This is a genomic window from Actinomadura rubteroloni, from assembly GCF_002911665.1.
GTDB classification, from domain to species: Bacteria; Actinomycetota; Actinomycetes; order Streptosporangiales; family Streptosporangiaceae; genus Spirillospora; species Spirillospora rubteroloni.
In genome coordinates this window covers 1,137,428-1,161,166 of record NZ_MTBP01000002.1, presented here as the reverse complement: position 1 = coordinate 1,161,166, position 23,739 = coordinate 1,137,428, and the positions used below count along the sequence as shown (strand labels likewise).

The following is a 23,739-nucleotide window of genomic DNA, read 5'->3' as shown; positions in this document are numbered from 1 at the left end:
GGGTGGGCGCCATGTTCGCTGTCACGGCCGCGCGGTTCGACGCGGAAGAGCCCCTGAACGGACTGGAGCTGGGCGAGCGGCCCGCGCCGGAGGCCCCCGACGGCTGGACGACGGTGACCGTCCGCGCCGCCGCGCTCAACCACCACGACCTGTGGTCGCTGCGCGGCGTCGGGCTGCGGGCCGAGCACCTCCCGATGATCCTCGGCTGCGACGCGGCGGGCGTGGACGAGGACGGCAACGAGGTCATCGTCCACGCGGTCGTCGCGGACGCGGCGCGCGGCGGCGGCGACGAGACGCTGGACCCGAAGCGGACGCTGCTGTCGGAGTTCCACCCGGGCACGCTCGCCGAGAAGGTGGCCGTTCCGCGCCGCAATCTCGTCGCCAAGCCGCCGGAACTGACGTTCGAGGAGGCCGCATGCCTCCCGACGGCGTGGCTGACCGCCTACCGGATGCTGTTCACCAAGGCGGGCGTGCAGCCGGGCGCCTCGGTGCTCGTGCAGGGCGCGGGCGGCGGCGTCGCGACCGCCGCCATCGCGCTCGGCGCGGCGGCGGGCCTGCGCGTCTACGCGACGAGCCGCAGCGCCGCCAAGCGGGAGCAGGCCCTCGAACTCGGCGCCGTCGCGGCGGTCGAGCCGGGCGCGCGGCTGCCCGAGCGGGTCGACGCCGTCATCGAGACGGTCGGCGAGGCCACCTGGTCGCACTCGCTGAAGTCGCTGCGGCCCGGCGGACGGGTCGTCGTGTCGGGCGCGACGAGCGGGCAACTGCCCCCGGCCGAGCTGAACCGGGTGTTCTTCCTGCAACTGGAGGTCGTCGGCTCCACGATGGGCACGCGCGACGAGCTGGACCGGCTCGCCAGGTTCCTCGTCGCCACCGGGACGCGTCCGCGCATCGACCGCGTCCTGCCCCTCGCCGAGGCGCGCGACGGGTTCGCGGCGATGGCGAAGGGCGACGTCTTCGGCAAGATCGTCTTCGTTCCCTAGCGGTCCTCGCGGGGACGGAACGCCTCGGCGTACAGCCGTGCACGGGCTTCATTCAGGATGGCGCGGGCACGGTCGAGACCGCCGTCGGCCAGGCCCGCGCCCGCGGCCTCCGCGCGCACCTCGGTCACGAACGTGCTCAGCAGGCGCTCCAGCTTGAGGCGGGCGATGTCCTCGCGGGAGCCGGTGGCGGTGCGCCAGGCGTCCTCCCAGTTGCGCCGCCACTCCTCCTTCCACGCCTGCGTCTGCTCTTTCCAGTGCTCCTTCTGGCGCTTCCACTCGTCCCGGGTCGACCCGGCGGTGCCGCGCCAGGCGTCCCGGGCCGTCTCGGCGGTGTCGCGCCAGGCGTCGCGGGTCGTCTCGGCCGTCTCGCGCCAGGCGTCGCGGCCGGTCTCCGACGACTCGCGCCACGCCTCGCGGGACGCCTGCCGACCCTGCTCGCGCACCGTCCGCGCGGCCTGCGTCAGCTCCTCGCGCAGCGACCGGACGGTCTGCCGCACGTCCTGCTGCACCTCGCGGGCGAACTGCTGCGCGGACGCGGAGATCTCGTCCTCCAGCTCGGCCAGCTCGTCCATGCGGCGCTCCAGCTCGGCGCGGCCCGCGTCGGTCAGCGAGTAGACCTTCTTGCCCTTGACGATCTCGTGCGTGACCAGGCCCTCGGTCTCCAGCCGCGCCAGCCGGGGGTAGATCGTTCCCGGCGACGGCGAGTAGACGCCGAGGAACCGGTCCTGGAGCAGCCGGATCACCTCGTAGCCGTGCCGCGGGCTCTCCTCCAGCAGCTTGAGCAGGTACAGCCGCAGGCGGCCGTGGCCGAAGACGGGACTCAACGGGGGTTCTCCGATCCGGGGACGGTGATCGCGGACGTGTCGCCGGCGGCGCGGCCGAGCAGCGTCACGGCGCCGGAGACGGTCGTGACCGACACCCTGCCCGCGCCGTCGCCGATCGTGCCGCCGATGTTCTTCATGATGCCGACCTCCTGCCGCCGCAGCCCGGCGAAGGTCGTGTCGATGACGCCCGCGGCGCTGTTCAGCGCGACCGACGCGCCGGTGCCCTCCGGCACCCGCAGCGCGACGTCGCCCGACACCGAGTGGACGTCGATCCGCCCGGACGCGAGCAGCCCCACGTCGGCGGTGACGCGTCCGCTGACCGTGCGGGCGCCGAGCCGCGCGACGGTCCCGCCCGCGAGCGCGAGGTCCCCGGAGACGGACGTGAACGAGACCGTCCCGTCCAGGTCGGTGGCCTCGACGGCGCCGGACACCGTGTTGGCGTCCACGTCCCCGGTGACGCCGTCGAGCGTGACCGTCCCGGACGCGCTCTTGATCGACGCGCGGGCGCCGAGTCCGGAGACCAGGCCGTCGGCCGCGACGAGGTTCAGCGTGACCGGGCACTCGCGGGGGACCGTGACCGTCATCTCGACGCGCGCCTTCGGGGCGCGCAGCAGGCCGAACAGGTTCTCGACCAGCTTCTCCTGCGTGATCGTCAACAGCCCCGCCTCGTGGACGAGCACCAGCGGCGGCCCGGAGACCTCGTGGACGACGACCGACGGCTTCGCACCGGGCGCGTCGCTGGCCAGAACCGCGATGCTGCCGGACAGGACGGTCGCCCGCAGCGTGACCACGCCGTCGAAGTCCAGTTCGACGGGCTCCTCGATCGTCCAGCGCGTCATCTGTGCCGCCTCTCACGTCCCGTGCCGCCCGCGTCGCGGCCCCGCCGACAACACGATATGTCGCGACGCTGGAAAGTCAAGATGTATCGCGTTACGTCACTCGTCTTCGTCGTCCAGCCGCGCCAGCCAGGTCGCCAGGCGCTCCACGGGCGTCTCGAACTCGGGGTTCAGGTCCACGAACTCGCGCAGCCGCTCCGCCAGCCAGGCCAGGCTGACGTCCTCGGCGCCCCGCCGGTCCGCCAGCTCCTCGATGCCCCGATCGGTGAAGTACATACCGTTCCCTCCCGGAACGGCCGGGGGCTCCGGAGCGCCGTCGCGCCCCGGAGCCCCCGGCTCGTCCACCGTTATCCGAACAGGCGCTCCAGCAGGGCCTCCTGCTCCGCCTGGTGCACCTTCGCCGACCCCACCGCCGGCGACGACGACGCCCGCCGCGACACCCGCGACAGCCGCAGGCCGTCGATGTGGTGCGGCAGCTTCAGCGCCATGAACGGCCACGCGCCCATGTTCGCCGGCTCGTCCTGCACCCACACGACCTCGGTGTGGTTCGGGTACTTGGCCAGCTCGGCGCGGATCTCGTCCACCGGCGGCGGGTACAGCCGCTCGACCCGCACGATCGCGGTGTCGGTGCGGCCCTTGGCGTCCCGCGTCTTCGCCACGTCGTAGTAGATCTTGCCGGTGGTGAGCAGCACCCGCGTCACGCCCGCCGGGTCGACCGCCGGGTTCGCCTCGGGGATGACCGGCTGGAACCGGCCCTCGGTGACCTCCGCGACCGGCGACGTCGCCGCCTTCAGCCGCAGCAGCGACTTCGGCGTGAACACCACCATCGGCTTCTCCCGCCCCGACAGCGTCTGCCACCGAAGCAGGTGGAAGTAGTTCGCCGGGGTCGTCGGGTAGGCGACCGTCATGTTGTCCTGCGCGCAGAGCTGCAGGTACCGCTCGATGCGGGCGGACGAGTGGTCCGGCCCCTGGCCCTCGTAGCCGTGCGGCAGCAGCAGCACGACCGAGGACCGCTGGCCCCACTTCTGCTCGCCCGACGAGATGTACTCGTCGATGACCGACTGCGCGCCGTTGGCGAAGTCGCCGAACTGCGCCTCCCACGCCACGAGCGCGTCCGGACGGGTCATCGAGTAGCCGTACTCGAAGCCCATCGCCGCGTACTCGCTGAGCAGCGAGTCGTGGACGTAGAACTTCGACACGCCCTGGCCGAACTGCTTGAGCGGCGTGTACTCCTCGCCGGACCTGCGGTCGACCAGGACGGCGTGCCGCTGCCCGAACGTCCCGCGCCGGCTGTCCTGCCCGACGAGCCGCACCGGGCGGCCGTCGATCAGCAGCGACCCGAACGCCAGCAGCTCACCGGTCGCCCAGTCGATCGCGTCCTCGCCGACGGACTGCACGCGCCGCTGGAGGATCGGCTGCAGGCGCGGGTGCACGCTGAAGCCCTCCGGCAGGTTGACCTGCGAGTCGATGAGCAGCTTCACGACGTCGGCGGGGATCGCGGTCGGGACCGACGCGTGGTCGATCGGGATGCGCTCCTCGACGTCCGGCTTCACCACCGAACCGGGCTCCAGCGGCTTCTTCACCGCCTCGCGCGTCTCGGTGAACGCCCGCTCCAACTGCTCCTGGTAGTCGCGCAGCGCCGCCTCGGCCTCCTCGACCGTGATGTCGCCGCGCCCGATCAGGGCCTCGGTGTAGAGCTTGCGGACCGAGCGCTTGGCGTCGATCAGGTCGTACATCAGCGGCTGCGTGAACGACGGGTTGTCGGACTCGTTGTGGCCGCGCCGCCGGTAGCAGACCATGTCGATGACGACGTCCTTCTTGAACGTCTGCCGGTACTCGAACGCCAGCCGCGCCACCCGCGCGCACGCCTCCGGGTCGTCCCCGTTGACGTGGAAGATCGGCGCCTGGATCATCCGGGCCACGTCCGTCGAGTACACGCTGGACCGCGAGTACTCCGGCGCCGTCGTGAAGCCCACCTGGTTGTTCACCACGACGTGGACCGTGCCGCCCGTGCGGTAACCGCGGAGCTGCGACAGGTTCAGCGTCTCGGCGACCACGCCCTGCCCGGCGAACGCCGCGTCCCCGTGGATCAGGACGGGCAGGACCGTGAACCCGGCCTCGCCGACGTCCAGCAGGTCCTGCTTGGCGCGGACCACGCCCTCCAGCACCGGGTCGACCGTCTCCAGGTGGGACGGGTTGGCGACCAGCTCGGTGTGGATCGTGGACCCGTCGGCGGCCGTGAAGTCGCCGGACGCGCCGAGGTGGTACTTCACGTCGCCCGAGCCCTGCGCGCTGCGCGGGTCCAGGTTGCCCTCGAACTCGCCGAAGATCTGCCCGTAGGACTTGCCGATGATGTTGGCGAGCACGTTCAGGCGGCCCCGGTGGGCCATGCCGACGACGACCTCGTCCAGCGAGTCCGTCGCCGCCGCCGAGATCACCGAGTCCAGCAGGGGGATCAGCGACTCGCCGCCCTCCAGCGAGAACCGCTTCTGCCCGACGAACTTCGTCTGCAGGAACGTCTCGAACGCCTCGGCGCTGTTCAGCCGCCGCAGGACGTGGAGCTGCTCCTCGCGCGACGGCTTGTCGTGCGGGACCTCCACGCGCTCCTGGATCCAGGCGCGCTCCTCGGGGTCCTGGATGTGCATGTACTCGATGCCGACCGTCCGGCAGTACGCCATCCGCAGCACGCCGAGGATGTCGCGCAGCTTCATCGTCGGCTCGCCGCCGAACCCGCCCGTCGCGAACTCGCGCTCCAGGTCCCACAGGGTGAGGCCGTGCTGCAGGATGTCCAGGTCGGGGTGGCGGCGCTGCTTGTACTCCAGCGGGTCGGTGTCGGCCATGAGGTGGCCCCGGACCCGGTAGGCGTGGATCAGCTCGTGGACGCGGGCGACCTTCGCGACGTCGTCCTCGTGCGACGCCGAGATGTCCTTCACCCAGCGCACCGGCTCGTACGGGATCCGCAGCGCCTCGAAGATCTCGTCGTAGAAGCCGTCCGCGCCGAGCAGCAGCTCGTTGATGCGGCGCAGGAAGTCGCCCGACTGGGCGCCCTGGATGATCCGGTGGTCGTAGGTGGAGGTCAGCGTCATGACCTTGCTGATCCCCATCCGGGACAGCGTGTCGCCCGACGCCCCCGCGAACTCCGCCGGGTACTCCATCGCGCCGACGCCGACGATCGTCCCCTGCCCCGGCATCAGGCGCGGCACCGAGTGGACCGTGCCGATCGTGCCCGGGTTCGTGAGGCTGATCGTCGTGCCCTGGTAGTCCTCCAGGGTCAGCTTGTTGTTGCGCGCCTTGCGGACGATCTCCTCGTACGCCGCCCAGAACTGGCGGAAGTCGAGGGTGTCGGCGGCCTTGATGCTCGGCACGACGAGCTGCCGCTGGCCGTCGGCCTTCTGCAGGTCGATCGCCAGACCGAAGTTGACGTGCTCGGGCCGCACCAGCACCGGCTTGCCGTCCACCTCGGTGTAGGCGGCGTTCATCTCCGGCATCGCCGCCAGCGCGCGGACGATCGCGTAACCGATCAGGTGCGTGAAGGAGACCTTCCCGCCGCGTCCGCGCTTCAGGTGGTTGTTGATGACGATGCGGTTGTCGATCAGCAGCTTCGCCGGGACGGCCCGGACGCTCGTCGCCGTCGGGACCGTGAGGCTCGACTCCATGTTCGCCGCCGTGCGCGCCGCGACGCCGCGCAGCCGCACCTCCTCCGCGCCCGCCGGGACGGGCGTCGCGGCCGGCTTGGCCGCCACCGCCTTCTCCTGCGGCTTGGCGGCCGGCTTCTCCGTCGTCCGGACGGCGGGCTCGGCCGGCTGCGCGGGGGCCGGAGGTGTCGGCGGCGCCGCCGCCGTCGCCGGGGCGGAACCGTTCGCGGGGACCGTCGCCTCGGGGGAGGCGGTCGCGGCGGGGCGCGAGCCCGGCCGGTAGTCCGCGAAGAAGTTCCACCAGGCCTCGTCAACGGAGGTCGGGTCTTCGAGGTACTTGTGGTACAGCTCGTCGACCAGCCACTCGTTGGCGCCGAAGTCTGGGTGCATGGGGTCGGCACTTGATTGCGACGACTCTGTCGACACGGCGGAGATCGCCCTCTTCCGCAGCTCGCAGGTGGGTTCTGAAACACGTCAAGGCTACTCGCACTGACGCCGCACATCTGCCAGCTCATCGCCCTTGGCCGGTGGATCCCCCTCCGTCCCGGGCAATACGCCCCACACCGCCCGATCTCACCCCGGGGCTCGCGCCAAGGCAAGATCACTCACCCGGCGCGCGGCGCCGACCGAGGTCGGATCCCCGGCGCGGCGGCTCGCCTGACGGCTCGCCGCCGCGCCGAACCCGCGCGCGGGCGCGTGCGCTCGCCCTCGACCTCCCGGACGACGCCGCGCGCGAACATGCGTCCGCTCGCGGTTCGTGCCCGCACATGCGGTCTGCGTCCGCTGCGCGGGCGTGCACACGCATGGTCTGCGCCCGCTGCGCGGGTGGTGTGTTGGTGCGGGTGTCAGTGGGTGTGGGTGGGGACGGTGGGGCCTTCGCTGGCCTGGACGAGCACGAAGCCCTGGCCCTGGAAGGAGAGCTGCACCGCCTCGCCGCTGCCCCGGCCGATCAGGGCGGCGGCCTTGATCGTGCGGTTGACGCCTGTCTGGAGGGCCGTGCTCCAGGCCACGGCGGACTGGGCGTCGGCGAAGGTGGGGGCGCGGCCCGCGTCCAGCAGGACGGGGGTGCCGTGGGTGTGCAGCGCCACCCAGCCCGTGCCCGTCAGCGTGGTGTTGAACAGGCCGCCCGCCATCATTCCCGCGCCCTGCACCCGCTTGATGTCCGTGGCCAGGTGCGAGTCGTAGGCGAGGATGTTCGCGCCGTTGACGGTCAGGGACTCGTTCTCCAGGTAGAAGAGGTGGATGTCCTCGGCGTTGTGCGCGAGGAACAGCAGGCCCTGGCCGTTGGCGCGCATCAGGGGCGCGCCCTCCTGCGTGATCATCTTCTTGATGAACTTGCCGACGCCGCCCGCGCCCTGGTACTCGAAGTCCATCTGGCCCTGGAACGCCACCATCGCGCCCTGGCGGGCGATCACGTCGCCGTTCAGGTGGACGCGGAGCATCTTCGGGTTCTGGAGGACGAAGTGACCGGGGACCTGCCCTTGGTCCATGTTGTTGAAGAACGGGCTGCGCATGGCGCTCCTTGCTGGGGTTTCGGACGTGGAGACGTCAGCCTAGGGACGTCCGGTGACAGGATCCGTCCTCCTGAAGGCTGATCGGGTCCCCCTCCGAGACGACGAGGGTCGTCCCTGCGGTGGGCCCCGGCAATCCTCCCGCAAGGGGAAGGACCGGCGGAGACCCCCGGCTACGATGGCGAGTGGGCCGAATCGGGTCCTGGTGAAGCCGCACGAAGGCTCGGGGGGCCTGATGCTGGAGAACTTCAACGCCCTGGTGGACGGGCTGCCGCCTGCGGTGGTCTATCTGATCATCGGCGCGCTCGTGTTCGCCGAGGCGGCCCTGTTCTTCGGGTTCCTCTTCCCCGGCGAGACCGCGATCGTGGTGGGCGGGGTGCTCGCCGCGAGCGGCCACCTGTCGCTGCCGCTGCTGCTGGTCATCGCGGTGGGCTCGGCGATCACCGGCGACTCGGTCGGGTACGAGATCGGCCGCAAGTACGGAACGCGATTGCTCGCCACCCGTCCGATGGAGAAACACACGGCGAAGGTGGCCAAGGCCCAGGACCTCATCCGCCGCCGGGGCGCGTTCGCGGTGTTCCTCGGCCGGTTCACCGCGTTGCTGCGCGCCCTGATGCCCGCGCTGGTCGGCGCCTCGCGCATGCCGTATCCGCGCTTCCTGGTCTTCAACGCGATCGGCGCGGTGACCTGGGTCGTCGCCTACACGCTCGGCGGCTACTTCGCCGGGCAGGCGTTCGACCGGGCCGCGACGATGGTCGGCCGGGGCCTGGCGATCGCGCTGGCCGTGCTCGTCGTCGTGGGCGTCGTGGTGTGGAGCGTCCGCAAGCGCCGCCGCGAGGCGCAGGAGGAGGACGAGGCCCAGCAGGACGCCGGCCACGACACTCCCGTCCCGCGCTGACGGCGTCCTCGCGCGGGGCCTCCCGCGCCGCGCGGGTCGTCCGGGCGGGGTCGTCACCGAGTCGGATTCGGTCAGGTGGTACCACTGGGTAACCCTTTGGTGGTTACCTGGGGACGTCCGGCCGGACGACCGGCGGACGACCGCAGTGACTCGGCGATGTGAGGAGACAGGGATGTCGGAACTGCGCTACGACGGGCGGGTCGCGATCGTGACCGGCGCCGGGCACGGGCTCGGCCGCCGGCACGCGCTGGAGCTGGCCGCGCGCGGGGCCAAGGTCGTCGTCAACGACCTCGGCGGCGACCGGTCGGGCGTCGGCGCGTCGGCCGGTCCGGCGCAGGAGGTCGTGGACGAGATCACCAAGGCGGGCGGCGAGGCCGTCGCCGACCCGGGCAACGTGGCCGACCCCGAGGGCGCGGCGGGCATCGTCGCGACGGCGCTGGACGCGTTCGGCAAGGTCGACATCGTCGTCAACAACGCCGGGATCCTGCGCGACAAGTCGTTCAAGAACATGACCGTCGAGGAGTTCGACGCCGTCATCGCCGTCCACCTGCGCGGCTCGTTCCTCGTCACCAGCGCCGCGTGGCCGCACCTGCGCGAGCAGGGCTACGGGCGCGTCGTCAACACCTCGTCCCCGGCGGGCCTGTTCGGCAACTTCGGCCAGGCCAACTACGCGACGGCCAAGATGGGCCTCGTCGGGTTCACCAAGACGCTCGCCCACGAGGGCGCCAAGTACGGAATCAAGGCCAACGCCATCGCGCCCGTCGCGTGGACGCGGATGACCGAGGACCTGCTGCCCGCCGACTTCGCCGCCGCGCTCGGCGTCGAGCAGGTGACGCCGCTGGTGGCTTTCCTCGCGCACGAGAGCGTCGCCGAGTCCGGGCAGGTCTACACCGTCGGCGGCGGCCGGATCGCCAAGATCTTCGTCGCCGAGGGGCCGGGCTGGGGCACCAAGGAGACGCTCTCGGTCGAGTCCGTCCGCGACAACTGGGACGCGATCAACGCCGCCGAGCCGCTCGCGGTCTTCGGCAACGTCGGCGAGCAGATGGGGCCGCTGATCCAGCAGCTCACGTCCTGACCCGCGCGCACGCTTCACGCCGCCGCGCACGCCGCCCGGCGCGGAACGGCGGTTCCGGGGCCGGACGGCGGTGCGGGGCGGATCAGGTGGCGAGGGCCCCCGCCAGGGCCTCCACGTAGCGGAGCGCGGCGAGGCGGGCCAGCGCCGGGTGCGCGCCGATCGGCGCGGAGTGCCCGGCGCCGAGGGCGGCGGCGGCCTCGGCCAGCAGCGCCAGCTCCGGTTCGTGGCCGATGAGGTGCGGCGCGATCGCCACGGAGGCCGCACCCGACGCGCGGAGCCGGTCGGCGGCGGCGCGCAGCGCGGCCGGGTCGCCGAGCGGCGCCGTGAACACCGGGCTGGCCAGCCGGGACGCCAGCAGCACGCCGGTGACCTCGGCCTGCGCCGCCGCGTCCGGACCGGCGCCCGGCGCGGCGACGATCACGCCGCCGGCGACCGTCACCATCGTCATCATGCGGATCCGGTCGGCGCGGGCGAGGCCCGCGTCGGCGAGCCGGTCGTGCAGCGCCTCGGCGAGCAGCGGATGCGGGCCGAGCGGATCGGCCGCCACGACCGGGACCGGCGCGCCCGCCGCGGCGGCGCCGACGGCCGCCGCGACGCCCGGGTCGGGCAGCGCGGCGAACGGCACGACGACCGCCGCCGGCTCGTCCGGCCGGTGCCGCGTCAACCCGGCCAGCAGCGGGCCGAGCGCCGCCCGGTCGCCCGCCAGATGGCCGATGCGCGCGGGCTGGCCGGTGTGCTCGATCTCCACCAGCCGGGCGACCTCGGCGGCGATGGCCGCGCCGGGACCGTCCGCGGGTCCGGGGACCGCGAGGACCAGGGCGGGGGAGTCGGGGGGCAGCAGGAAGGATTCGTCGCCGCGGTGCCGTCCGCCGCGCGGGGCGCGGCGGCGACGCGACGGAAGTGCCTCGGATGCCTGGCTTTCGGGACTCACGGCGGGAATCGTAACGCCGCGCGGCCCGCCGCGGAGATTCCGCTGCTCCGCCGACGCGAAGTGTGGCGCGCCCGACCCCGGTCAGAACCGGGTTATTTATCGGCGTACGGCAGAAATCGCGGAAGACGTCGCTTCGCGGGACCGCGCGCTCCGCCGGGCCTTCACGGCGACGTAGTAGGCTCCGCAGATCCCCGCACGCCCGTCTCGGGAGGGATCCCCCCGCATGTCGCGCCATTTCGTCGCACAGCCCCCGGCCGGCGGCCCGACCCGCGAGCCGCGATGAAGGGGCGCCTCTCCTCGATCCGGGCGCGGATCACCCTGCTGACCCTCGTGCCGCTGCTCGCGCTCGGCGGACTGTGGGTCTTCGCGACCGGGATCACCTATGGCGAGGCCGACCAGCTCCTGCGCAGCCGCACGTTCGAGCAGAAGTCGCTGCTGCCCACCCAGGGCCTCGTCGCCGCGCTGCAGAGGGAGCGGCGGCTGTCGATGTGGCGGGCCGGCGCCGGTCGCGTGACGCGCGCCGAGGACGCCGAGCTGGCCGCCCGCCGCCGCGAGACCGACCAGGTCCGCGAGAAGGTCCGCACCAGCGCGAACGACTCGGGCCTGCGCGACCTCGCCGCGTCCCGGCCCGCGCTGCTCTCCCACATCGACGCGCTGGTGCGCGGCCTCGGCGCCCTCGGCGCCATCCGCCGCGACCTGGACACCGGACGCGCCGTGCGCGCCGACGTCCTGCGCGAGTACGACGGGATGATCGACGCCGCGTTCGGCGTGTACTCCTCGGTCGTCGCCCCGGACGGCCGCATCACCAGCGACGCCCGCGCCCTCACCGCCATCGGCCGCGCCCACGAGTACGTGGCCCGCGAGGACGCCCTGCTCACCGGCGCGCTCGCCGCCGGGCGCCTGACGGGCGCCGAACGCGCCGACTTCGCGCAGCTCGTCGGCGCGCAGCGGTACACCTACCTCGACGCCGTCCCGAACCTGCCGGGGCCCGACCGCGCCCGCTACGGACGGCTCGTCGCCGGCCCCGAGTTCGCGCGGCTGCGGCTGTGGGAGGACGAGATCGTGCGCGGCGCGCGGACCGTCCAGCCCGCCGGCGGGCGCAAGGCCGCGCGGACCCCGGCGGCGCGCGAGCCGCTGACGGTCCGGCAGTGGTGGTCCACCGCCGACGCGGTCGAGCACGGCCTCTACGAGTTCGAGAACGCGACGCTGTCGGGCGTGACCAAGCGCGCGACCGACATCGCGGTCGGCGCGTTCGCGCGCCTCGCCATCGCGGGCGGGCTCGGCCTGCTCGCGGTGATCGCGTCCGCGCTGCTGGCCTACCGGGTCGGACGGCGCCTGCTGCGCGAGTGCCGGACGCTCGCCGACGCCGTCGTCGACTTCGCCCACCGCAAGCTGCCCGATCTGTCGGCGCGCGTCCGGTCCGGGGAGACCGTGGACCCCGAGGACGTCGACCTGTCGACGCCCGACTTCACGATCACCGAGATCGAGCGGATCGCGGCGGCGTTCGTCGTCACCCGCGACGCGGTGCTGCTCGCCGCCGCGGGCGAGATCGCGGCGCGGCGCGGGATCAGCGAGGTGTTCGTCAACCTCGCCCGCCGCAACCAGTCGCTGCTGCACCACCAGCTCAGCCTGCTCGACCGCATGGAGCACCGCACCGAGGACCCCGCCGAGCTGGCCGACCTGTTCCGGCTCGACCACCTCGCCACCCGGATGCGGCGGCACGCCGAGGGCCTGGTCATCCTCGCGGGCAAGACGGCGGGCCGCGGCTGGCGGCATCCCGTCCCGCTGGTGGACGTCGTGCGCGGCGCCGTCGCCGAGGTCGAGGACTACCCGCGCGTCCGGGTGCGCCCGCTGCCGCGCGTCGCGCTGCTCGGGACGGCCGTCGCCGACGTCGTCCACCTGCTCGCCGAGGTCGTGGAGAACGCCACCGCGTTCTCGCCGCCCGGCTCGCCCGTCGTCATCGACGGGCACCGCGTCGGGCAGGGCTGCGCGATCGAGATCGAGGACCGCGGCCTCGGCATGGAGGAGGCCGCGATCGCGGCGGCCAACGCGCGGCTCGCCGACCCGCCGGAGTTCGACCCGTCCGACAGCGCCCAGCTCGGCCTGTTCGTCGTCGCGCGGCTCGCGCGGCGGCACGGGATCCGGGTGACGCTGCGGGCGTCGGCGTACGGGGGCGTCACGGCCATCGCCCTCATCCCCGGCGAACTGCTCGTGGCGGTGCCCGAGCCCGAGCCCGCCGCGCGGCGGTCCGGGCCGCTGGCGCTCACGCCCGGCCCGGCGATGGCGGTCGCGGCCGAACGGGCGGAGAAGGGCGTCGTGCGGCTCGTCGCCGAGCCCGTCGCGGACGAGCCCGAACCCGAGCCCGAGCCCGCGCCGGTCGCCGAGCGGCCCGCCGTCCACGAGGCGACGGACGCGGGACTGCCGCGCCGCCGCCGCCAGGCCAACCTGGCGCCCGCCCTGCGCGAGCGCCTGGACGCGCAGGGCGACGCCGGGACGGGCCGCCACCGCGCGCCCGTCGCCGAGGCGCCCGTCCCGCTCGCCGCGCCCGTCGCCGACGACGCGGCACCCCCGCAGGAACCGCCGCGCTCACCCGAGGCGATGCGGTCCAAGCTGTCCGCCATGCAGCGCGGCTGGGAGCGCGGCCGGTCCGAACCCGGTCCCGCCCCCGACGAGCCGATCCACCCCGAGGAGGACGAGACCCGATGACACAAGCCCAGCAGGCCGGTCCCGAGACCGCGGGCGCCGACGACCTGAACTGGCTGCTCGACAGCCTCGTCCAGCGCGTCGCCCAGGTGCAGAACGCGGTGGTGCTGTCCAGCGACGGGCTGCGCATCGCGTCGTCCAGCGGCCTGGACCGCGCCCAGTCCGACCACGTCGCGGCGGTCGCCGCGAGCTTCCAGAGCCTCGCGCGCGGCGCCGGGGAGGCGTTCGGCGGCGGCGCGGTGCGGCAGACGATCGTGGAGATGGAGTCGGCGTTCCTGTTCGTCACGGCGGCCGGGCGCGGCGCGTGCCTGGCGGTCCTGTCCGACGCCGACGCCGACCTCGGCCTCATCGCCTACGAGATGGCGATGCTCGTCACCCGCGTCGGACGCCATCTGTCCGCCGACCCCCGCACCGCCGACCCGGACGCGTGACATGCCCGGTTCCGCCTGGTTCGATGACGACGCCGGTCCGGTGGTGCGCCCGTACGCGCTCACCGGCGGCCGGACGACGTACGACGCGGACGTCTTCGACATGGTCGCGCTGATCGTCACCCGGGACGGCGAGGACACCGAGGCGGCGGAGGTTCGTCCCGTTCCGCCCGGTGCGCCGCCGCCGATCTGGTCTCCCGATCCCGAACATGAGATGATCTTGGGCTTTTGCCGCACTCCGCTGTCGGTGGTCGAGATAGCGTCGGAACTGGAACTCCCCCTCGGGGTCGTCCGGGTCCTGCTCGGCGACCTGCTCGACCGCTCGCTGATCGAGGTCCGGCGGCCCGCGCCGGTGGCCCGCTTCCCCGGCGAGCGCGTACTCAAGGAAGTGATCGATGGAATCCGTGCGCTCTGACCCAGGCCCCCGGCAGGGCGATTCCGCGTTGACCGTGAAGATCCTGGTCGCCGGCGGCTTCGGCGTCGGCAAGACGACCCTGGTGAGCGCGGTCAGCGAGATCCGGCCGCTGCGCACCGACGAGGCGCTCACCGAGAAGAGCATCGGGATCGACGACACGTCGGCGGTCTCGCAGAAGACCACGACGACCGTCGCGATGGACTTCGGGCGCATCACGCTCCCGAACGGCCTCGTGCTGTTCGTGTTCGGCACGCCCGGCCAGGACCGCTTCTGGTTCATGTGGGACGAGCTGGCCAAGGGCGCGCTCGGCGCGGTCGTCCTCGTGGACACGCGGCGGCTCGCCGACTGCTTCCCCTCGGTGGACTACTTCGAGCGGCGCGGCGTGCCGTTCATCATCGGCGTGAACCGGTTCGACGGCGCGGGCGCGCACACGCCCGACCAGGTCCGGGACGCGCTGGACCTGCCCGCCGACATCCCCGTCATCGACTGCGACGTGCGCGACCGCGAGTCGGCCAAGCACGTCCTCATCACGCTCGTCGAGCACATCATGCGCTCCATGAGCGGTCGCCAGGCCGTGGGCCGCTGACCGTCGGCCGTCCGGCGCGGGAAGTCCCGCGCCGGACGGCTCGTCCGGCTAGGCGCGGAAGTCGGCGAAGTCGAAGCCGGGGGAGACGACGCAGCTCACCAGGACCTCTTCGGCGGTGGCGGGCCGTGCGGCCTGCCAGTGCCCGGCGGGGACGAGGCCCTGGAACGCGTGCCCGGCCGCGAGGTCGGGGCCGAGGGTGAGCGCCGTCGGCGTGCCGGGACGGTCTCCGGTGCCGCCGAGCAGCAGCGTCAGCGGGCCGCCGTGGTGCCACAGCCACAGCTCGTCGGAGCGCACGGCGTGCCATATCGACTCTTCGCCGGGGGGCAGCAGGAAGTGGATGGCGGTCGCCGCGGCGCGTTCGCCGGGGTAGCCGGACGGGGTGAAGCGGGGCGCCGTCCGCCAGGTCTCGCGGAACCAGCCGCCCTCGGGGTGGGGGAGCAGGTCAAGGGCGGCGGCGGTGGCCGGACGGTCCAGCAGGGCGCTGTGGCGTCCGTCCGGGGCGCGCCGCAGGTAGCGCAGCACGGTGCCGTCCAGGGCGGCGACGTCCACGGTGTCGGTCGGGACGGGCGCCAGGTCGACGGCGACGACCTGGCCCGAGGGGAAGGCCGCGTCGGCGGCCTCCAGGGCGGCGGCGGGCTCGTCCGGCGCCCAGACGGCGCCGGCGAGCGGGAGACGGGATGCGGCGGCGGTCCGCCAGGCTTCGAGCGTCGTCAGGAGCACGGTCCCCAGCCTAGGGGCGGCGCGTGGCCGGACCCGGCCTGACGGCCGCCGTGCCCTGTGGCGGACAAGTTACGATACATCTCGACTTCCCGGCATGGACCGGAGAGCCACAGGCCACAATCCCCGCTCCCGGAGGACAGATCATGAGCCTGGACACGCCCGCCGACCCGCTCGCCCGCGCGTCGGACGGCGATCGCGACGCCGTTCTCGTCCGGCTGCACACCGCGTTCGCCGAAGGCCGTCTGGACGAGCGCGAACTCGACGAGCGCATCGAGCGGACGCTCGCCTCCCGCACGCACGGCGAGCTGAGCGTCGTCTCGGCCGATCTGCCGGCCGCGCCCGCCGGCGCGCGGGGTTCGTCTCCGGTGGGGCGCGGCGCGCGGCTCCACCTCGCGTACAAGGGCGCGCTGAGCCGCACCGGGCGGTGGACGCTGGCGGAGCGGGCGACGGTCGTCGTCTACAAGGGCTCGGGCGTGCTGGACCTGACGTCCGCCGAGTTCGCCGGGGCGCTCACGCGGCTGCGCGTCATCGCCTACAAGTCGGGCGTGGAGCTGATCGTGCCGCCGGGCGTGCGGGTGGAGGCGGACGGCGTCGGGGTGTCGTCCGACGTGCGCGCGGCGGCCCGCGACGGCGCCCCGGTGCTGCGCGTGAAGGGGCTCGGCTACAAGGGGTCGATCACGGTGAAGGATCACGCCGCCCGCGCCTGAAGTGATATGAACCTTTCCGGCGAGTTATGGGGTGATGTTCGCTCTACAGCTCGCCTGAACCGGGTTCGGCGGGATCGGCCCGTGCGGGAGTAATGTGCCCCGGAACACAGGCCGACGGGTGGAGGAGCGGGAGTGGCAGCGAGGATCCCCCGGGACGGCTCCGCCCGGGTCGGCGCGGACGCTCCGGGATCGCGGCACGTCCGGCGCCTCCTGGCCTTCGGGGACGTCCCCGCCGACGACGACGCCCGCTCGCCCTGGCGCCGCTCCCACGACGCCTGGCAGGACGCGGGCATCAGCTGGCACGACGGCCCGGCCCTCGTGACGTCCCGCCCCGCGCCCAAGGCCCCGGCCCCGGCGCCCGAGCCCGTCGCGCGGCGCGGACGGCTCGTCACCGGCGCCGTCGCGGTCGTCGTGCTGGCGGCCGGCGGCGCGGCGTACGCGGTCGCGCGCGGCGGTCCCGAGGCCCCGCCCGTCCCGGCCGCGCGCCCGGCGGACGCCCTCTTCACCGCCGACGCGGCGCTCCCGGACGGGCTCGTCCAGGACCTGCGGGCGGTCGCGGTCGCGGGCCAGGTGATCGTCGTCGCGGGCGCCGAGACCGCCCCGGGGGCGCAGGCCGCCCGCGCCGAGTTCCTCGTCTCCCGCGACGCCGGACGGACCTGGACGCTCGCCGACGTCCGCACCCCCGACGGCGCGGAGTCCCCGCGCGGGCCCGCGCCCGCCCTGCTCGCCGGGGCGCCCGGCGCGTGGGCCGCGCTCGGCGCCGACGGCACCACCCTGTGGACGAGCCCCGACGCCCGCACCTGGACGCTGCGCGGCTCCGGGCCGGGCGGACGCGTGTCCGCCCTCGCCCGCACCGCGCAGGGCTTCGCGGCGGTCGGCACGGACGGCGCCCGCGCGGTCGTGTGGACGTCGCCCGACGGCCGGACGTGGCAGCACGCCGCGGCGCCCCCGGCGACGGCCCTCGACGCCGTCGCCGCGTCCGGGACGACGCTCGTCGCGCACGGCACGGCGGTCGCGACCGTCCGGAAGCGGGGAAAGAAGCGCCCCGTCCGCACGACCGCCGACGGCCTGTGGCGCTCCACCGACGCCGGACGGTCCTGGACGCCCGTGACCGTCCCGCAGGCCGACGGCTCCACCGGGCCGGTGCGCGGGCTGACGGCGGGGCCGGGCGGGTTCTACGCCGTCCGCGACGCCCGCCGCGCGACCGGATCGAAGAAGCACCGCAGGACGGTCGCCGACGGCGTCGTGTTCGCCGCCCCCGACGGCGCCCGCTGGGCCCCGGCCGGACGGCTCGGCGTGGACGGCCTGGAACGCGTCGAGCGCTTCGGCGGCGCGGCGGGCGGGCTCGCGGCCGTCGTCCGCGCCAAGGGCGTGCTCACCGCGCTGCGCAGCACCGACGGACGCACCTGGAGCCCGTCCGCCGTCCCCGGGACCGCTCCGGCCGTCGCGGGCCTCGGCGTGACGGCGGGCGGCGTGCCCGTCCTCGCCGGACGCGCCGCCGACGACCCCTACCTCGCGGTCGGCGCCCCGGTGGACCTGCGGGCCGTGCCGGGCGCGATCGGGGTCCGCCGGGACGTGGCCGCGCTCGCCGCCGCCCCCGGCCGCGTCGTCGCGGTCGGCGGGACGAACGGCGCGGCGGCGCTGTGGACGTCGGCCGACGGCGTCCGCTGGACCCGCGCGTGGACCGGCGCGGCGCGGCCGGACGCGGCGGCGACCGAGCTGACCGCCGTCGTGCACGGCCCCGCCGGATGGCTGGTCGCGGGCCGCGATGACGCCCGTCCCACCGACTCGGTCCTGCTGACGTCCGGGGACGCGGCCGCGTGGCGCACCAAGACGGCCACCGACGCGCGCGTCGCGGCCGTCGCGTACGGCCCGGCGGGCTATGTGGCCGTCGGCACCGGGTACGGCACGGCCGCCGCGTGGCGCACGGCCGATCTCGTGAGCTGGAAGGGCGGCGTAGCGCCCAAGGGCACGGCGAAGGGCACGTGGCTGGCCGGGGTCGCGGCGACCGCGTCCGGCTACGTCGCGGTCGGCGGCCGGCGCACGGCGGGCCGGGACGCGCCGCTGCTGTGGACGTCCCCCGACGGCCTGACCTGGACCGAGGGCACCCCGCCGCCGCTTCCGCCGGGCCTGGTCACCGGGTCGTTCGCGCAGGTCGTCGCGGCGGGCGACAGGCTGGTGGCGGTGGGCCGGGGCGCGACGGCGGCCGGTCCGGCCGGGTTCGTCGCGACCTCGGCGGACGGCGGCGCCCACTGGACGGCCGAGATCCGCCCCGAGCCGGGCGCCACGGCCGCGGTGACCCCGCACGGCTTCGCGCTCGCCGGGACCTCCGGCGGACGGCTCACGGTGCTCGTGTCGCGGGACGGCACGGCCTGGCGACGGGTCGCGGCGAAGGGCGAAGGGACGGTCACCGCGCTGACGGTCGTCGGCCGCGACCTGGTCGCCGTCGGGAGCGCGGCGGGCCACCGGGGGGACGTGCCCTTCCTGTGGCGCGCGCCGCTCCCGTCCCGCTAGCCGTTACAGCGGCAGCCGCATCCCTTCGGGCAGGAACAACCGCTGGCGTGTCCGCAACTGCATGCACCTTTGCTCATGAGTGGGAAATTAGCCCCGGTTTGTCCGAAGCGTCTATGACTGCCGCGGTAAGGCGGCCCTCACTCACCGAGGTCGATCCGGACGAGTGAGGGATCCCGCTCCCCGTCGCTCTCGGCGAACTCCGCCACGCGGTGGACGACGTCCGCGCCGGTCACGCGCCGGACGAGCGCCGGGCTGACGAGAATGTGGTCGAGCTGGCGCGCGATGCCCCCGCCCACCGAGGTGTACCGCCGCTTCAGCGGAATCCGGGCGGCCGTGTCGGTCAGCCCCCCCTCGCGGACGAGCGTCCGCACCGCGCCGCCCGACGACGGCTCGTTGAGGTCCCCGGTGACGATCACGGCCGCGTCGGAGTCCGCGCGCCGCACCGACCGGACGAACCCCGCGATGACCTTGGCCTGCGCGTCCCGCCGCCACGCCGACGGCCGCGCGGGCGGCTGGCGGCGCCCGTACCAGGGCTGGTCGTCGGACGTCGTCGGGTACCACTGCGTCGTCACCACGATGATCTGCCGCCCGCGCCAGGTCATCTCCCCGGCGAGCGGCTTGCGGGTGCCGTTCCACGCCGGGTCGGCGGGGTCGACGCGGCCCGGGCTGCGCGACAGCCGCACGCCCTTCCCGGCCGCGACGACCCGGACGGGCGTGCGCGGCAGCTCGCCGGGCCCGTCCCCGAGCGTCCCGGCGGACGGCCCGGCCGGACGGTCGGTGAACGCGAGCCCCCGGTCCGTCCGGAACAGGAACCCGAGGCGCGCGTTCTCGCCGGGCCGCCCGCCGTCGGCGTTGTCGCGCGGATCGACCGACCGCCAGTCGTAGGCGGGCCCGCCGAGCGCGCTGATCGCGTTGATCAGCTCGGCGACGGACTGGTCGGCGGCGGTCGTGCCGTCGTCGTCGGGGCCGGTGTTGTCCTGGAGGCCCGAGACGGTGATGAGGTCGGGCGCGTTCAGGCCGTGGACGATGTCGGCGGCGAGCGCGACGAGCCGGTCGGCGGGGGTGTCGGGGTTGACGCCGTCCAGCGCGAGCGTCGCGACCGCCAGCTCCCCGGCGCGCTGGACGCGGGTCGTCTCGCGGGACGGCTCGGCGGCCACGCGCGGCGGCGTCGCGGTGAGCAGCAGCGTGTAGTCGCCGAAGCCGTAGTCCAGGACGCCGTCGGACGCGCCGGGCAGCCGGTCCCCGACGTCCAGCGAGGGCAGCGGGGCGAGCGCGTCGTCCAGGACGATCCGGGCGGGGGAGGGGCCGGTCTCGCTGCGCACGCCGCCGCGCGCCGTCCGGCCCGGGACGCCCCGGCCGTTCGCGGGCAGCACCGGCACCTCGCCGCCGCGCGACGGGCCGACCGCGACCGCGTCCTTGATGCGGACCCGCATCCCTTCCAGCGCCTCGTAGAAGTCCAGGGCGTCGCGGCGCGGGTCGAGCCGCGCCGTTCCCTCGGCGGCGCGGGCCGGGCCCCGGTAGAGCGCGGCGGGCGGCCGACGGCCGCCGGGACCGACGACGACCGGCGGCGGCAGCGGCACGCCGTGCCGCTCCACCGTGACGGCCGCCGCCTCGATCTGGGTCCGCGACAGGTTCGCCGACGCCGGGCCGCCCGGACGGTACTCGCCGGCCCGCCCGGTCACCCGCACCGCGTCGCCGACGGTCGCGCGCGGCGGGGTGACGGTGTGGACGAACACGCCCTCGGACGTCGCCTCGCTGCGGTCCGGGTGCTCGTCCTGCATCCAGAAGCCGTTCGGCACGACGGCCGTCACGACGCCCGGCACGGCCTGGACCGTCCGGCCGTCCAGCGGCGACACCGCCCGGCCGCCCTGGACGTCGTGGATCCGGACCTGCGGGGCCGCCGCGTCGGCGGGCCCGCCCGGCACGAGCGCCGCGGGCAGCCCCGCGACGAGAGCCGCCGCCACCAGCCGCCGTCCGCGTGGACGCTCCACCCCGCCTCCATGATCACTTCGTAGGGGCGTCCATTCCAGCACGGACGCCGCCGCCCCGCATCGCGCGCGGCGCAGGGAAAACCGGCGCGCGCGCTCAGCGGCGCAACATTCCGGCTAATCCTCGGCGCGCAGCGCGGCCTTCGGGCAGGACCGGACGGCGTGCCGCACCCGGTCGGCGTCCGCCGCCGGGACCTCGGGCCGCAGGATCACCAGCTCGTCGTTCTCGTCCAGATCGAAGACGTCCGGCGCGATGCCCGCGCAGACGCCGTTCGCCTCGCACGCCAGTGGATCGACGCTCACCCGCACCGGCCGGCCTCCCCTCGCTCGGGACGTGCCACGCAGGATAAGGGGGGCGCAGGCGAAAGCGGGACGAACCGGGTCGGCTAGAGTTCCCGTCCGGAGGTCCGATGACTGAGAGCACCGCGTCCGCGCCCCCGGCCGCCGAGATTCCCGCCGATCTGCTGCGCGCGGCGCGGGCGGCCAAGGGGTTCATGCCCGACGACGAGGGCCGCGCCCTGCACGCCGCCGCGCTGGAGTACGGCGCGCGCGTCGCCGGGCCGCTGCTGGAGGTCGGCAGCTACTGCGGCAAGTCGGCGATCTACCTCGGCGCGGCGGCGCGGGTGCTCGGCTCCACCGTCGTCACCGTGGACCACCACCACGGCTCGGAGGAGAACCAGGCGGGCTGGGAGCACCACGACCCGTCCCTGGTGGACCCGCTGACGGGCCGGATGGACACCCTCCCGACCTTCCGCCGGACGATCGGCAACGCCGGGCTGGAGGACGAGGTCGTCGCGATCGTCGGCGCGTCCGCGACCGTCGCGCGGTTCTGGCGCACGCCGCTCGCGCTGCTGTTCATCGACGGCGGCCACGCCGAGGAGTGGGCGCAGGGCGACTACACCGCCTGGGCGCCGCACGTCGCGGTCGGCGGCGCCCTCGCGATCCACGACGTGTTCCCCGACCCGGCCGACGGCGGGCAGGCGCCCTTCCACGTCTACGAGCGGGCGCTGGCCGGCGGGGCGTTCGAGGAACGCCGCGTCCAAGGATCCCTGCGGATCCTGGAGCGGGTCTCCACCGCCGACGTCCGCTAGCGGCGGACGGGGGCCAACGCGCAGCCGCAGGCGTCGGGGTCGGCGGGGGCGGACGGGCCGAGCCGCCGTCCCGCGATCTCCTTGAACAGCCGCGCGCCCGGCGAGGCGTCGGCGAGGACGTCGGCCGCCAGGATCACCGCCGCCGCCGTGTACGTGGAGCGGTCCCCGGGGAAGTGCCGCTGGTTGGCGAACTGCCAGCCCGTCCAGTACGAGCCGTCCTCGTGCCGCAGGTGCTGGATCTCGGTGAACAGCCGCAGCGCCCGGTCGCGGTCGCCCGCCGCGTCCAAAGCCATCACCAGCTCGCAGCTCTCCGCCGCCGTCACCCACGGCTGGTCGGACACGCAGCGGCAGCCGAGGCCCGGCACGACGAAGGTGTCCCAGCCGTCGGCGAGCCGCGCGCGGGCGTCGGGGCCGCGCACCGGGCCGCCGAGCACCGGGTAGTACCAGTCCATCGACCAGCGGCTCTTGTCGGAGAACGCCTCCGGGTGGGCCGCGACGACGTGCCCGAGCTGGTCGGCGGCCAGCTCCCACTCCGGCCGGGGCTCGCCGAGCCGCTCGCCGAGCGCGACCGCGCAGCGCAGCGACTGGTAGATCGACGAGCAGCCGGTCAGCAGCGCCTCGTCGGCCGCGACGCCGTTCTCGTGCCGGATCCACAGGATCTCGCCGCGCCGGGTCTGGAGTTCCAGCGTGTACTCGACCGCCCGCCGGACGGTCGGCCACATCGCCTTGGCGAACTCCTCGTCGCCCGTCATCTCCAGCTCGTGCCACGTCCCGACCGCGACGTAGGCGGCCTGGTTGGACTCGCCGCCCGGCTCGGTGACCTCGCCCAGCACCCACTTGGCGGGCCAGGACCCGTCCGGGCGCTGGACGCTCGCCAGCCACGTGTAGGCGCGGCGGGCGGGCTCGTGCAGCCCCGCCACCGTCAGCGCCATCGCGGCCTCGACGTGGTTCCAGGCGTCCACGTGCCCCGCGATGCCCCCGGTGGGGGTGAACCACGGGATCGCGCCGGACGGCTCCTGCTGGGCGACGATGCTGCGCGCCGTCGCGACGACGTCGTCGGCGGTCAGCACTCCGGGGACGGACGGCGGCGTGGACGCGGCCTCAGACCGCATCCGCGATCTCCCTGTCCGCCTCGGCGGGACGCTCGGGGTTCGCCGGCTTGGTGAAGTACACGACGACGCTCTTGCCGATCACCGGGTTCAGGGCGCGCTCGGCGAGGCGGGTCGCCAGCGGGCGCTTCATGATGTCCCAGACGAGCACCTGGTGGTAGGCCTTCGCCAGCGGGTGCCCGTCGTTGTTCACGCCGACCGCGCACTTGATCCACCAGTAGGGCGCGTGCAGGCCGTGGGCGTGGTGGTGCCCCCCGACCCGGAACCCGAGGGACTTCAGCTTGGCCTCCAGCTCCGCCCGCGTGTAGATGCGGACGTGCCCGCCGGGGGCGGTGTGGTAGTCCTCCGACAGCGCCCAGCACAGCCGCTCGGGCAGCCAGCTCGGCACCGTCACCGCGAGGCGCCCGCCCGGCTTGAGGACGCGCAGCAGCTCGCGCATCGCCCGCATGTCGTCGGGGATGTGCTCCAGCACCTCGGACGCGATGATCTTGTCGAAGTGGTCGTCGGGGAACGGCAGGTCCAGGGCGTCGCCCTGGACGGTCGTCGCGGCGGCCCCGGCGGGCACCTCGCCCTCCAGCCGCATCGCGCCGAACATCTTCTCGACGCCGTCCAGCTCCCCGGGGTCGAGGTCGAAGGCGACCACGTCGGCACCCCTGCGGTACAGCTCGAACGCGTGCCGTCCGGCGCCGCAGCCCATGTCCAGGACGCGTTCGCCGGGTGCCACGCGGAACCGCTGGAAATCCACGGTCAGCAGGGTCGTGCTCCTTCCGTACGGGGGCCGCCGGGGC

The 23,739-nt window shown here is 74.6% G+C and carries 21 protein-coding genes; 10 read left to right on the top strand and 11 right to left on the bottom strand.

All coding sequences use genetic code 11. The features are described 5' to 3' along the window. Positions 1-11: 11 nt before the first annotated feature. Positions 12-980 carry a zinc-binding dehydrogenase gene (locus tag BTM25_RS16890; protein WP_103563831.1) on the top strand — a complete coding sequence of 323 codons (969 nt, stop codon included), beginning with the start codon at positions 12-14 and terminating at the stop codon, positions 978-980. Here BTM25_RS16890 and BTM25_RS16885 read toward each other — a convergent pair. From BTM25_RS16885 to BTM25_RS16870, 5 genes are all read right to left on the bottom strand, one after another. Next, positions 977-1,804, bottom strand: a complete 828-nt coding sequence (locus BTM25_RS16885; protein ID WP_103563830.1) for a PadR family transcriptional regulator — start codon at positions 1,802-1,804, stop codon at positions 977-979. The two genes, BTM25_RS16890 and BTM25_RS16885, sit on opposite strands and share 4 nt — an antisense overlap. Beyond that, on the bottom strand, positions 1,801-2,643 hold the full coding sequence (locus BTM25_RS16880; RefSeq protein WP_103563829.1) for a DUF4097 family beta strand repeat-containing protein: 843 nt from the start codon (positions 2,641-2,643) through the stop codon (positions 1,801-1,803). Before BTM25_RS16880 ends, BTM25_RS16885 begins: the two co-directional genes overlap by 4 nt. Positions 2,644-2,739: 96 nt before the next feature. Continuing rightward, positions 2,740-2,916 carry a DUF6104 family protein gene (locus BTM25_RS29710; RefSeq protein ID WP_168212130.1) on the bottom strand — a complete coding sequence of 59 codons (177 nt, stop codon included), beginning with the start codon at positions 2,914-2,916 and terminating at the stop codon, positions 2,740-2,742. Between the two features lie 71 nt (positions 2,917-2,987). Then, a complete protein-coding gene (locus BTM25_RS16875) occupies positions 2,988-6,701 on the bottom strand; it encodes a multifunctional oxoglutarate decarboxylase/oxoglutarate dehydrogenase thiamine pyrophosphate-binding subunit/dihydrolipoyllysine-residue succinyltransferase subunit (RefSeq protein WP_103563828.1) in 3,714 nt (1,237 codons plus the stop codon). Between the two features lie 419 nt (positions 6,702-7,120). After that, positions 7,121-7,789 carry an AIM24 family protein gene (locus BTM25_RS16870; RefSeq protein ID WP_103563827.1) on the bottom strand — a complete coding sequence of 223 codons (669 nt, stop codon included), beginning with the start codon at positions 7,787-7,789 and terminating at the stop codon, positions 7,121-7,123. Between the two features lie 202 nt (positions 7,790-7,991). On the opposite strand from BTM25_RS16870, the gene BTM25_RS16865 reads away from it, so the two are divergent. Next, positions 7,992-8,684, top strand: coding sequence for a DedA family protein (locus BTM25_RS16865; RefSeq protein ID WP_235828446.1), 693 nt, complete (start codon positions 7,992-7,994; stop codon positions 8,682-8,684). Between the two features lie 172 nt (positions 8,685-8,856). Beyond that, positions 8,857-9,759, top strand: a complete 903-nt coding sequence (locus BTM25_RS16860; RefSeq protein ID WP_103563825.1) for an SDR family oxidoreductase — start codon at positions 8,857-8,859, stop codon at positions 9,757-9,759. Between the two features lie 82 nt (positions 9,760-9,841). Here BTM25_RS16860 and BTM25_RS16855 read toward each other — a convergent pair whose 3' ends face one another. Then, complete coding sequence (locus BTM25_RS16855; protein WP_103563824.1) at positions 9,842-10,690, bottom strand: hypothetical protein; 849 nt, start codon at positions 10,688-10,690, stop codon at positions 9,842-9,844. 279 nt (positions 10,691-10,969) lie between these two features. Between BTM25_RS16855 and BTM25_RS16850 the strand changes: the two genes are divergently transcribed. The 4 genes from BTM25_RS16850 to BTM25_RS16835 are packed head-to-tail and all read left to right on the top strand — an operon-like array spanning position 10,970 to position 14,822. Beyond that, positions 10,970-13,396, top strand: coding sequence for a sensor histidine kinase (locus BTM25_RS16850; RefSeq protein WP_103563823.1), 2,427 nt, complete (start codon positions 10,970-10,972; stop codon positions 13,394-13,396). Continuing rightward, on the top strand, positions 13,393-13,824 hold the full coding sequence (locus tag BTM25_RS16845; RefSeq protein ID WP_103563822.1) for a roadblock/LC7 domain-containing protein: 432 nt from the start codon (positions 13,393-13,395) through the stop codon (positions 13,822-13,824). Before BTM25_RS16850 ends, BTM25_RS16845 begins: the two co-directional genes overlap by 4 nt. A gap of 1 nt (position 13,825) precedes the next feature. Next, positions 13,826-14,236: a DUF742 domain-containing protein gene (locus BTM25_RS16840; protein ID WP_103563821.1), complete on the top strand. Its 411-nt coding sequence runs from the start codon at positions 13,826-13,828 to the stop codon at positions 14,234-14,236. Then, a complete protein-coding gene (locus tag BTM25_RS16835; protein WP_103563820.1) occupies positions 14,217-14,822 on the top strand; it encodes a GTP-binding protein in 606 nt (201 codons plus the stop codon). The genes BTM25_RS16840 and BTM25_RS16835 overlap by 20 nt, the downstream gene beginning before the upstream one ends. A 48-nt stretch (positions 14,823-14,870) precedes the next feature. Here BTM25_RS16835 and BTM25_RS30710 read toward each other — a convergent pair whose 3' ends face one another. Continuing rightward, positions 14,871-15,542: a cupin domain-containing protein gene (locus tag BTM25_RS30710; protein WP_103563819.1), complete on the bottom strand. Its 672-nt coding sequence runs from the start codon at positions 15,540-15,542 to the stop codon at positions 14,871-14,873. A 143-nt stretch (positions 15,543-15,685) separates the two neighbouring features. On the opposite strand from BTM25_RS30710, the gene BTM25_RS16825 reads away from it, so the two are divergent. Together BTM25_RS16825 and BTM25_RS16820 are read left to right on the top strand one after the other, a co-directional pair. After that, positions 15,686-16,249, top strand: a complete 564-nt coding sequence (locus BTM25_RS16825) for a DUF1707 SHOCT-like domain-containing protein (protein ID WP_103563818.1) — start codon at positions 15,686-15,688, stop codon at positions 16,247-16,249. Between the two features lie 132 nt (positions 16,250-16,381). Then, a complete protein-coding gene (locus BTM25_RS16820; protein ID WP_103563817.1) occupies positions 16,382-18,763 on the top strand; it encodes a hypothetical protein in 2,382 nt (793 codons plus the stop codon). A 137-nt stretch (positions 18,764-18,900) separates the two neighbouring features. Here the strand turns inward: BTM25_RS16820 and BTM25_RS16815 are convergent, their stop codons facing one another. Then, entirely contained in the window at positions 18,901-20,754 is a 1,854-nt protein-coding gene (locus BTM25_RS16815; protein ID WP_235828445.1) for an endonuclease/exonuclease/phosphatase family protein, read from the bottom strand. 114 nt (positions 20,755-20,868) lie between these two features. After that, complete coding sequence (locus BTM25_RS16810; RefSeq protein WP_407923391.1) at positions 20,869-21,054, bottom strand: ferredoxin; 186 nt, start codon at positions 21,052-21,054, stop codon at positions 20,869-20,871. Between the two features lie 107 nt (positions 21,055-21,161). On the opposite strand from BTM25_RS16810, the gene BTM25_RS16805 reads away from it, so the two are divergent. Further along, positions 21,162-21,842 carry a class I SAM-dependent methyltransferase gene (locus BTM25_RS16805; RefSeq protein ID WP_103563815.1) on the top strand — a complete coding sequence of 227 codons (681 nt, stop codon included), beginning with the start codon at positions 21,162-21,164 and terminating at the stop codon, positions 21,840-21,842. On the opposite strand, the gene BTM25_RS16800 is transcribed toward BTM25_RS16805, so the two are convergent. Then, a complete protein-coding gene (locus BTM25_RS16800) occupies positions 21,839-22,954 on the bottom strand; it encodes a prenyltransferase (RefSeq protein WP_103563814.1) in 1,116 nt (371 codons plus the stop codon). The two genes, BTM25_RS16805 and BTM25_RS16800, sit on opposite strands and share 4 nt — an antisense overlap. After that, positions 22,944-23,705 carry a class I SAM-dependent methyltransferase gene (locus tag BTM25_RS16795; RefSeq protein ID WP_207657003.1) on the bottom strand — a complete coding sequence of 254 codons (762 nt, stop codon included), beginning with the start codon at positions 23,703-23,705 and terminating at the stop codon, positions 22,944-22,946. Before BTM25_RS16795 ends, BTM25_RS16800 begins: the two co-directional genes overlap by 11 nt. Positions 23,706-23,739 lie beyond the last annotated feature (34 nt).

Excerpts from the sequence above, each read along its gene's own strand:
- BTM25_RS16890 (WP_103563831.1), top strand. The coding sequence starts at position 12 with ATGTTCGCTGTCACGGCCGCGCGGTTCGACGCGGAAGAGCCCCTGAAC.
- BTM25_RS16880 (WP_103563829.1), bottom strand. The coding sequence starts at position 2,643 with ATGACGCGCTGGACGATCGAGGAGCCCGTCGAACTGGACTTCGACGGC.
- BTM25_RS29710 (WP_168212130.1), bottom strand. The coding sequence starts at position 2,916 with ATGTACTTCACCGATCGGGGCATCGAGGAGCTGGCGGACCGGCGGGGC.
- BTM25_RS16870 (WP_103563827.1), bottom strand. The coding sequence starts at position 7,789 with ATGCGCAGCCCGTTCTTCAACAACATGGACCAAGGGCAGGTCCCCGGT.
- BTM25_RS16860 (WP_103563825.1), top strand. The coding sequence starts at position 8,857 with ATGTCGGAACTGCGCTACGACGGGCGGGTCGCGATCGTGACCGGCGCC.
- BTM25_RS16850 (WP_103563823.1), top strand. The coding sequence starts at position 10,970 with ATGAAGGGGCGCCTCTCCTCGATCCGGGCGCGGATCACCCTGCTGACC.
- BTM25_RS16845 (WP_103563822.1), top strand. The coding sequence starts at position 13,393 with ATGACACAAGCCCAGCAGGCCGGTCCCGAGACCGCGGGCGCCGACGAC.
- BTM25_RS16840 (WP_103563821.1), top strand. The coding sequence starts at position 13,826 with ATGCCCGGTTCCGCCTGGTTCGATGACGACGCCGGTCCGGTGGTGCGC.
- BTM25_RS16835 (WP_103563820.1), top strand. The coding sequence starts at position 14,217 with ATGGAATCCGTGCGCTCTGACCCAGGCCCCCGGCAGGGCGATTCCGCG.
- BTM25_RS16825 (WP_103563818.1), top strand. The coding sequence starts at position 15,686 with ATGAGCCTGGACACGCCCGCCGACCCGCTCGCCCGCGCGTCGGACGGC.
- BTM25_RS16805 (WP_103563815.1), top strand. The coding sequence starts at position 21,162 with ATGACTGAGAGCACCGCGTCCGCGCCCCCGGCCGCCGAGATTCCCGCC.
- BTM25_RS16800 (WP_103563814.1), bottom strand. The coding sequence starts at position 22,954 with ATGCGGTCTGAGGCCGCGTCCACGCCGCCGTCCGTCCCCGGAGTGCTG.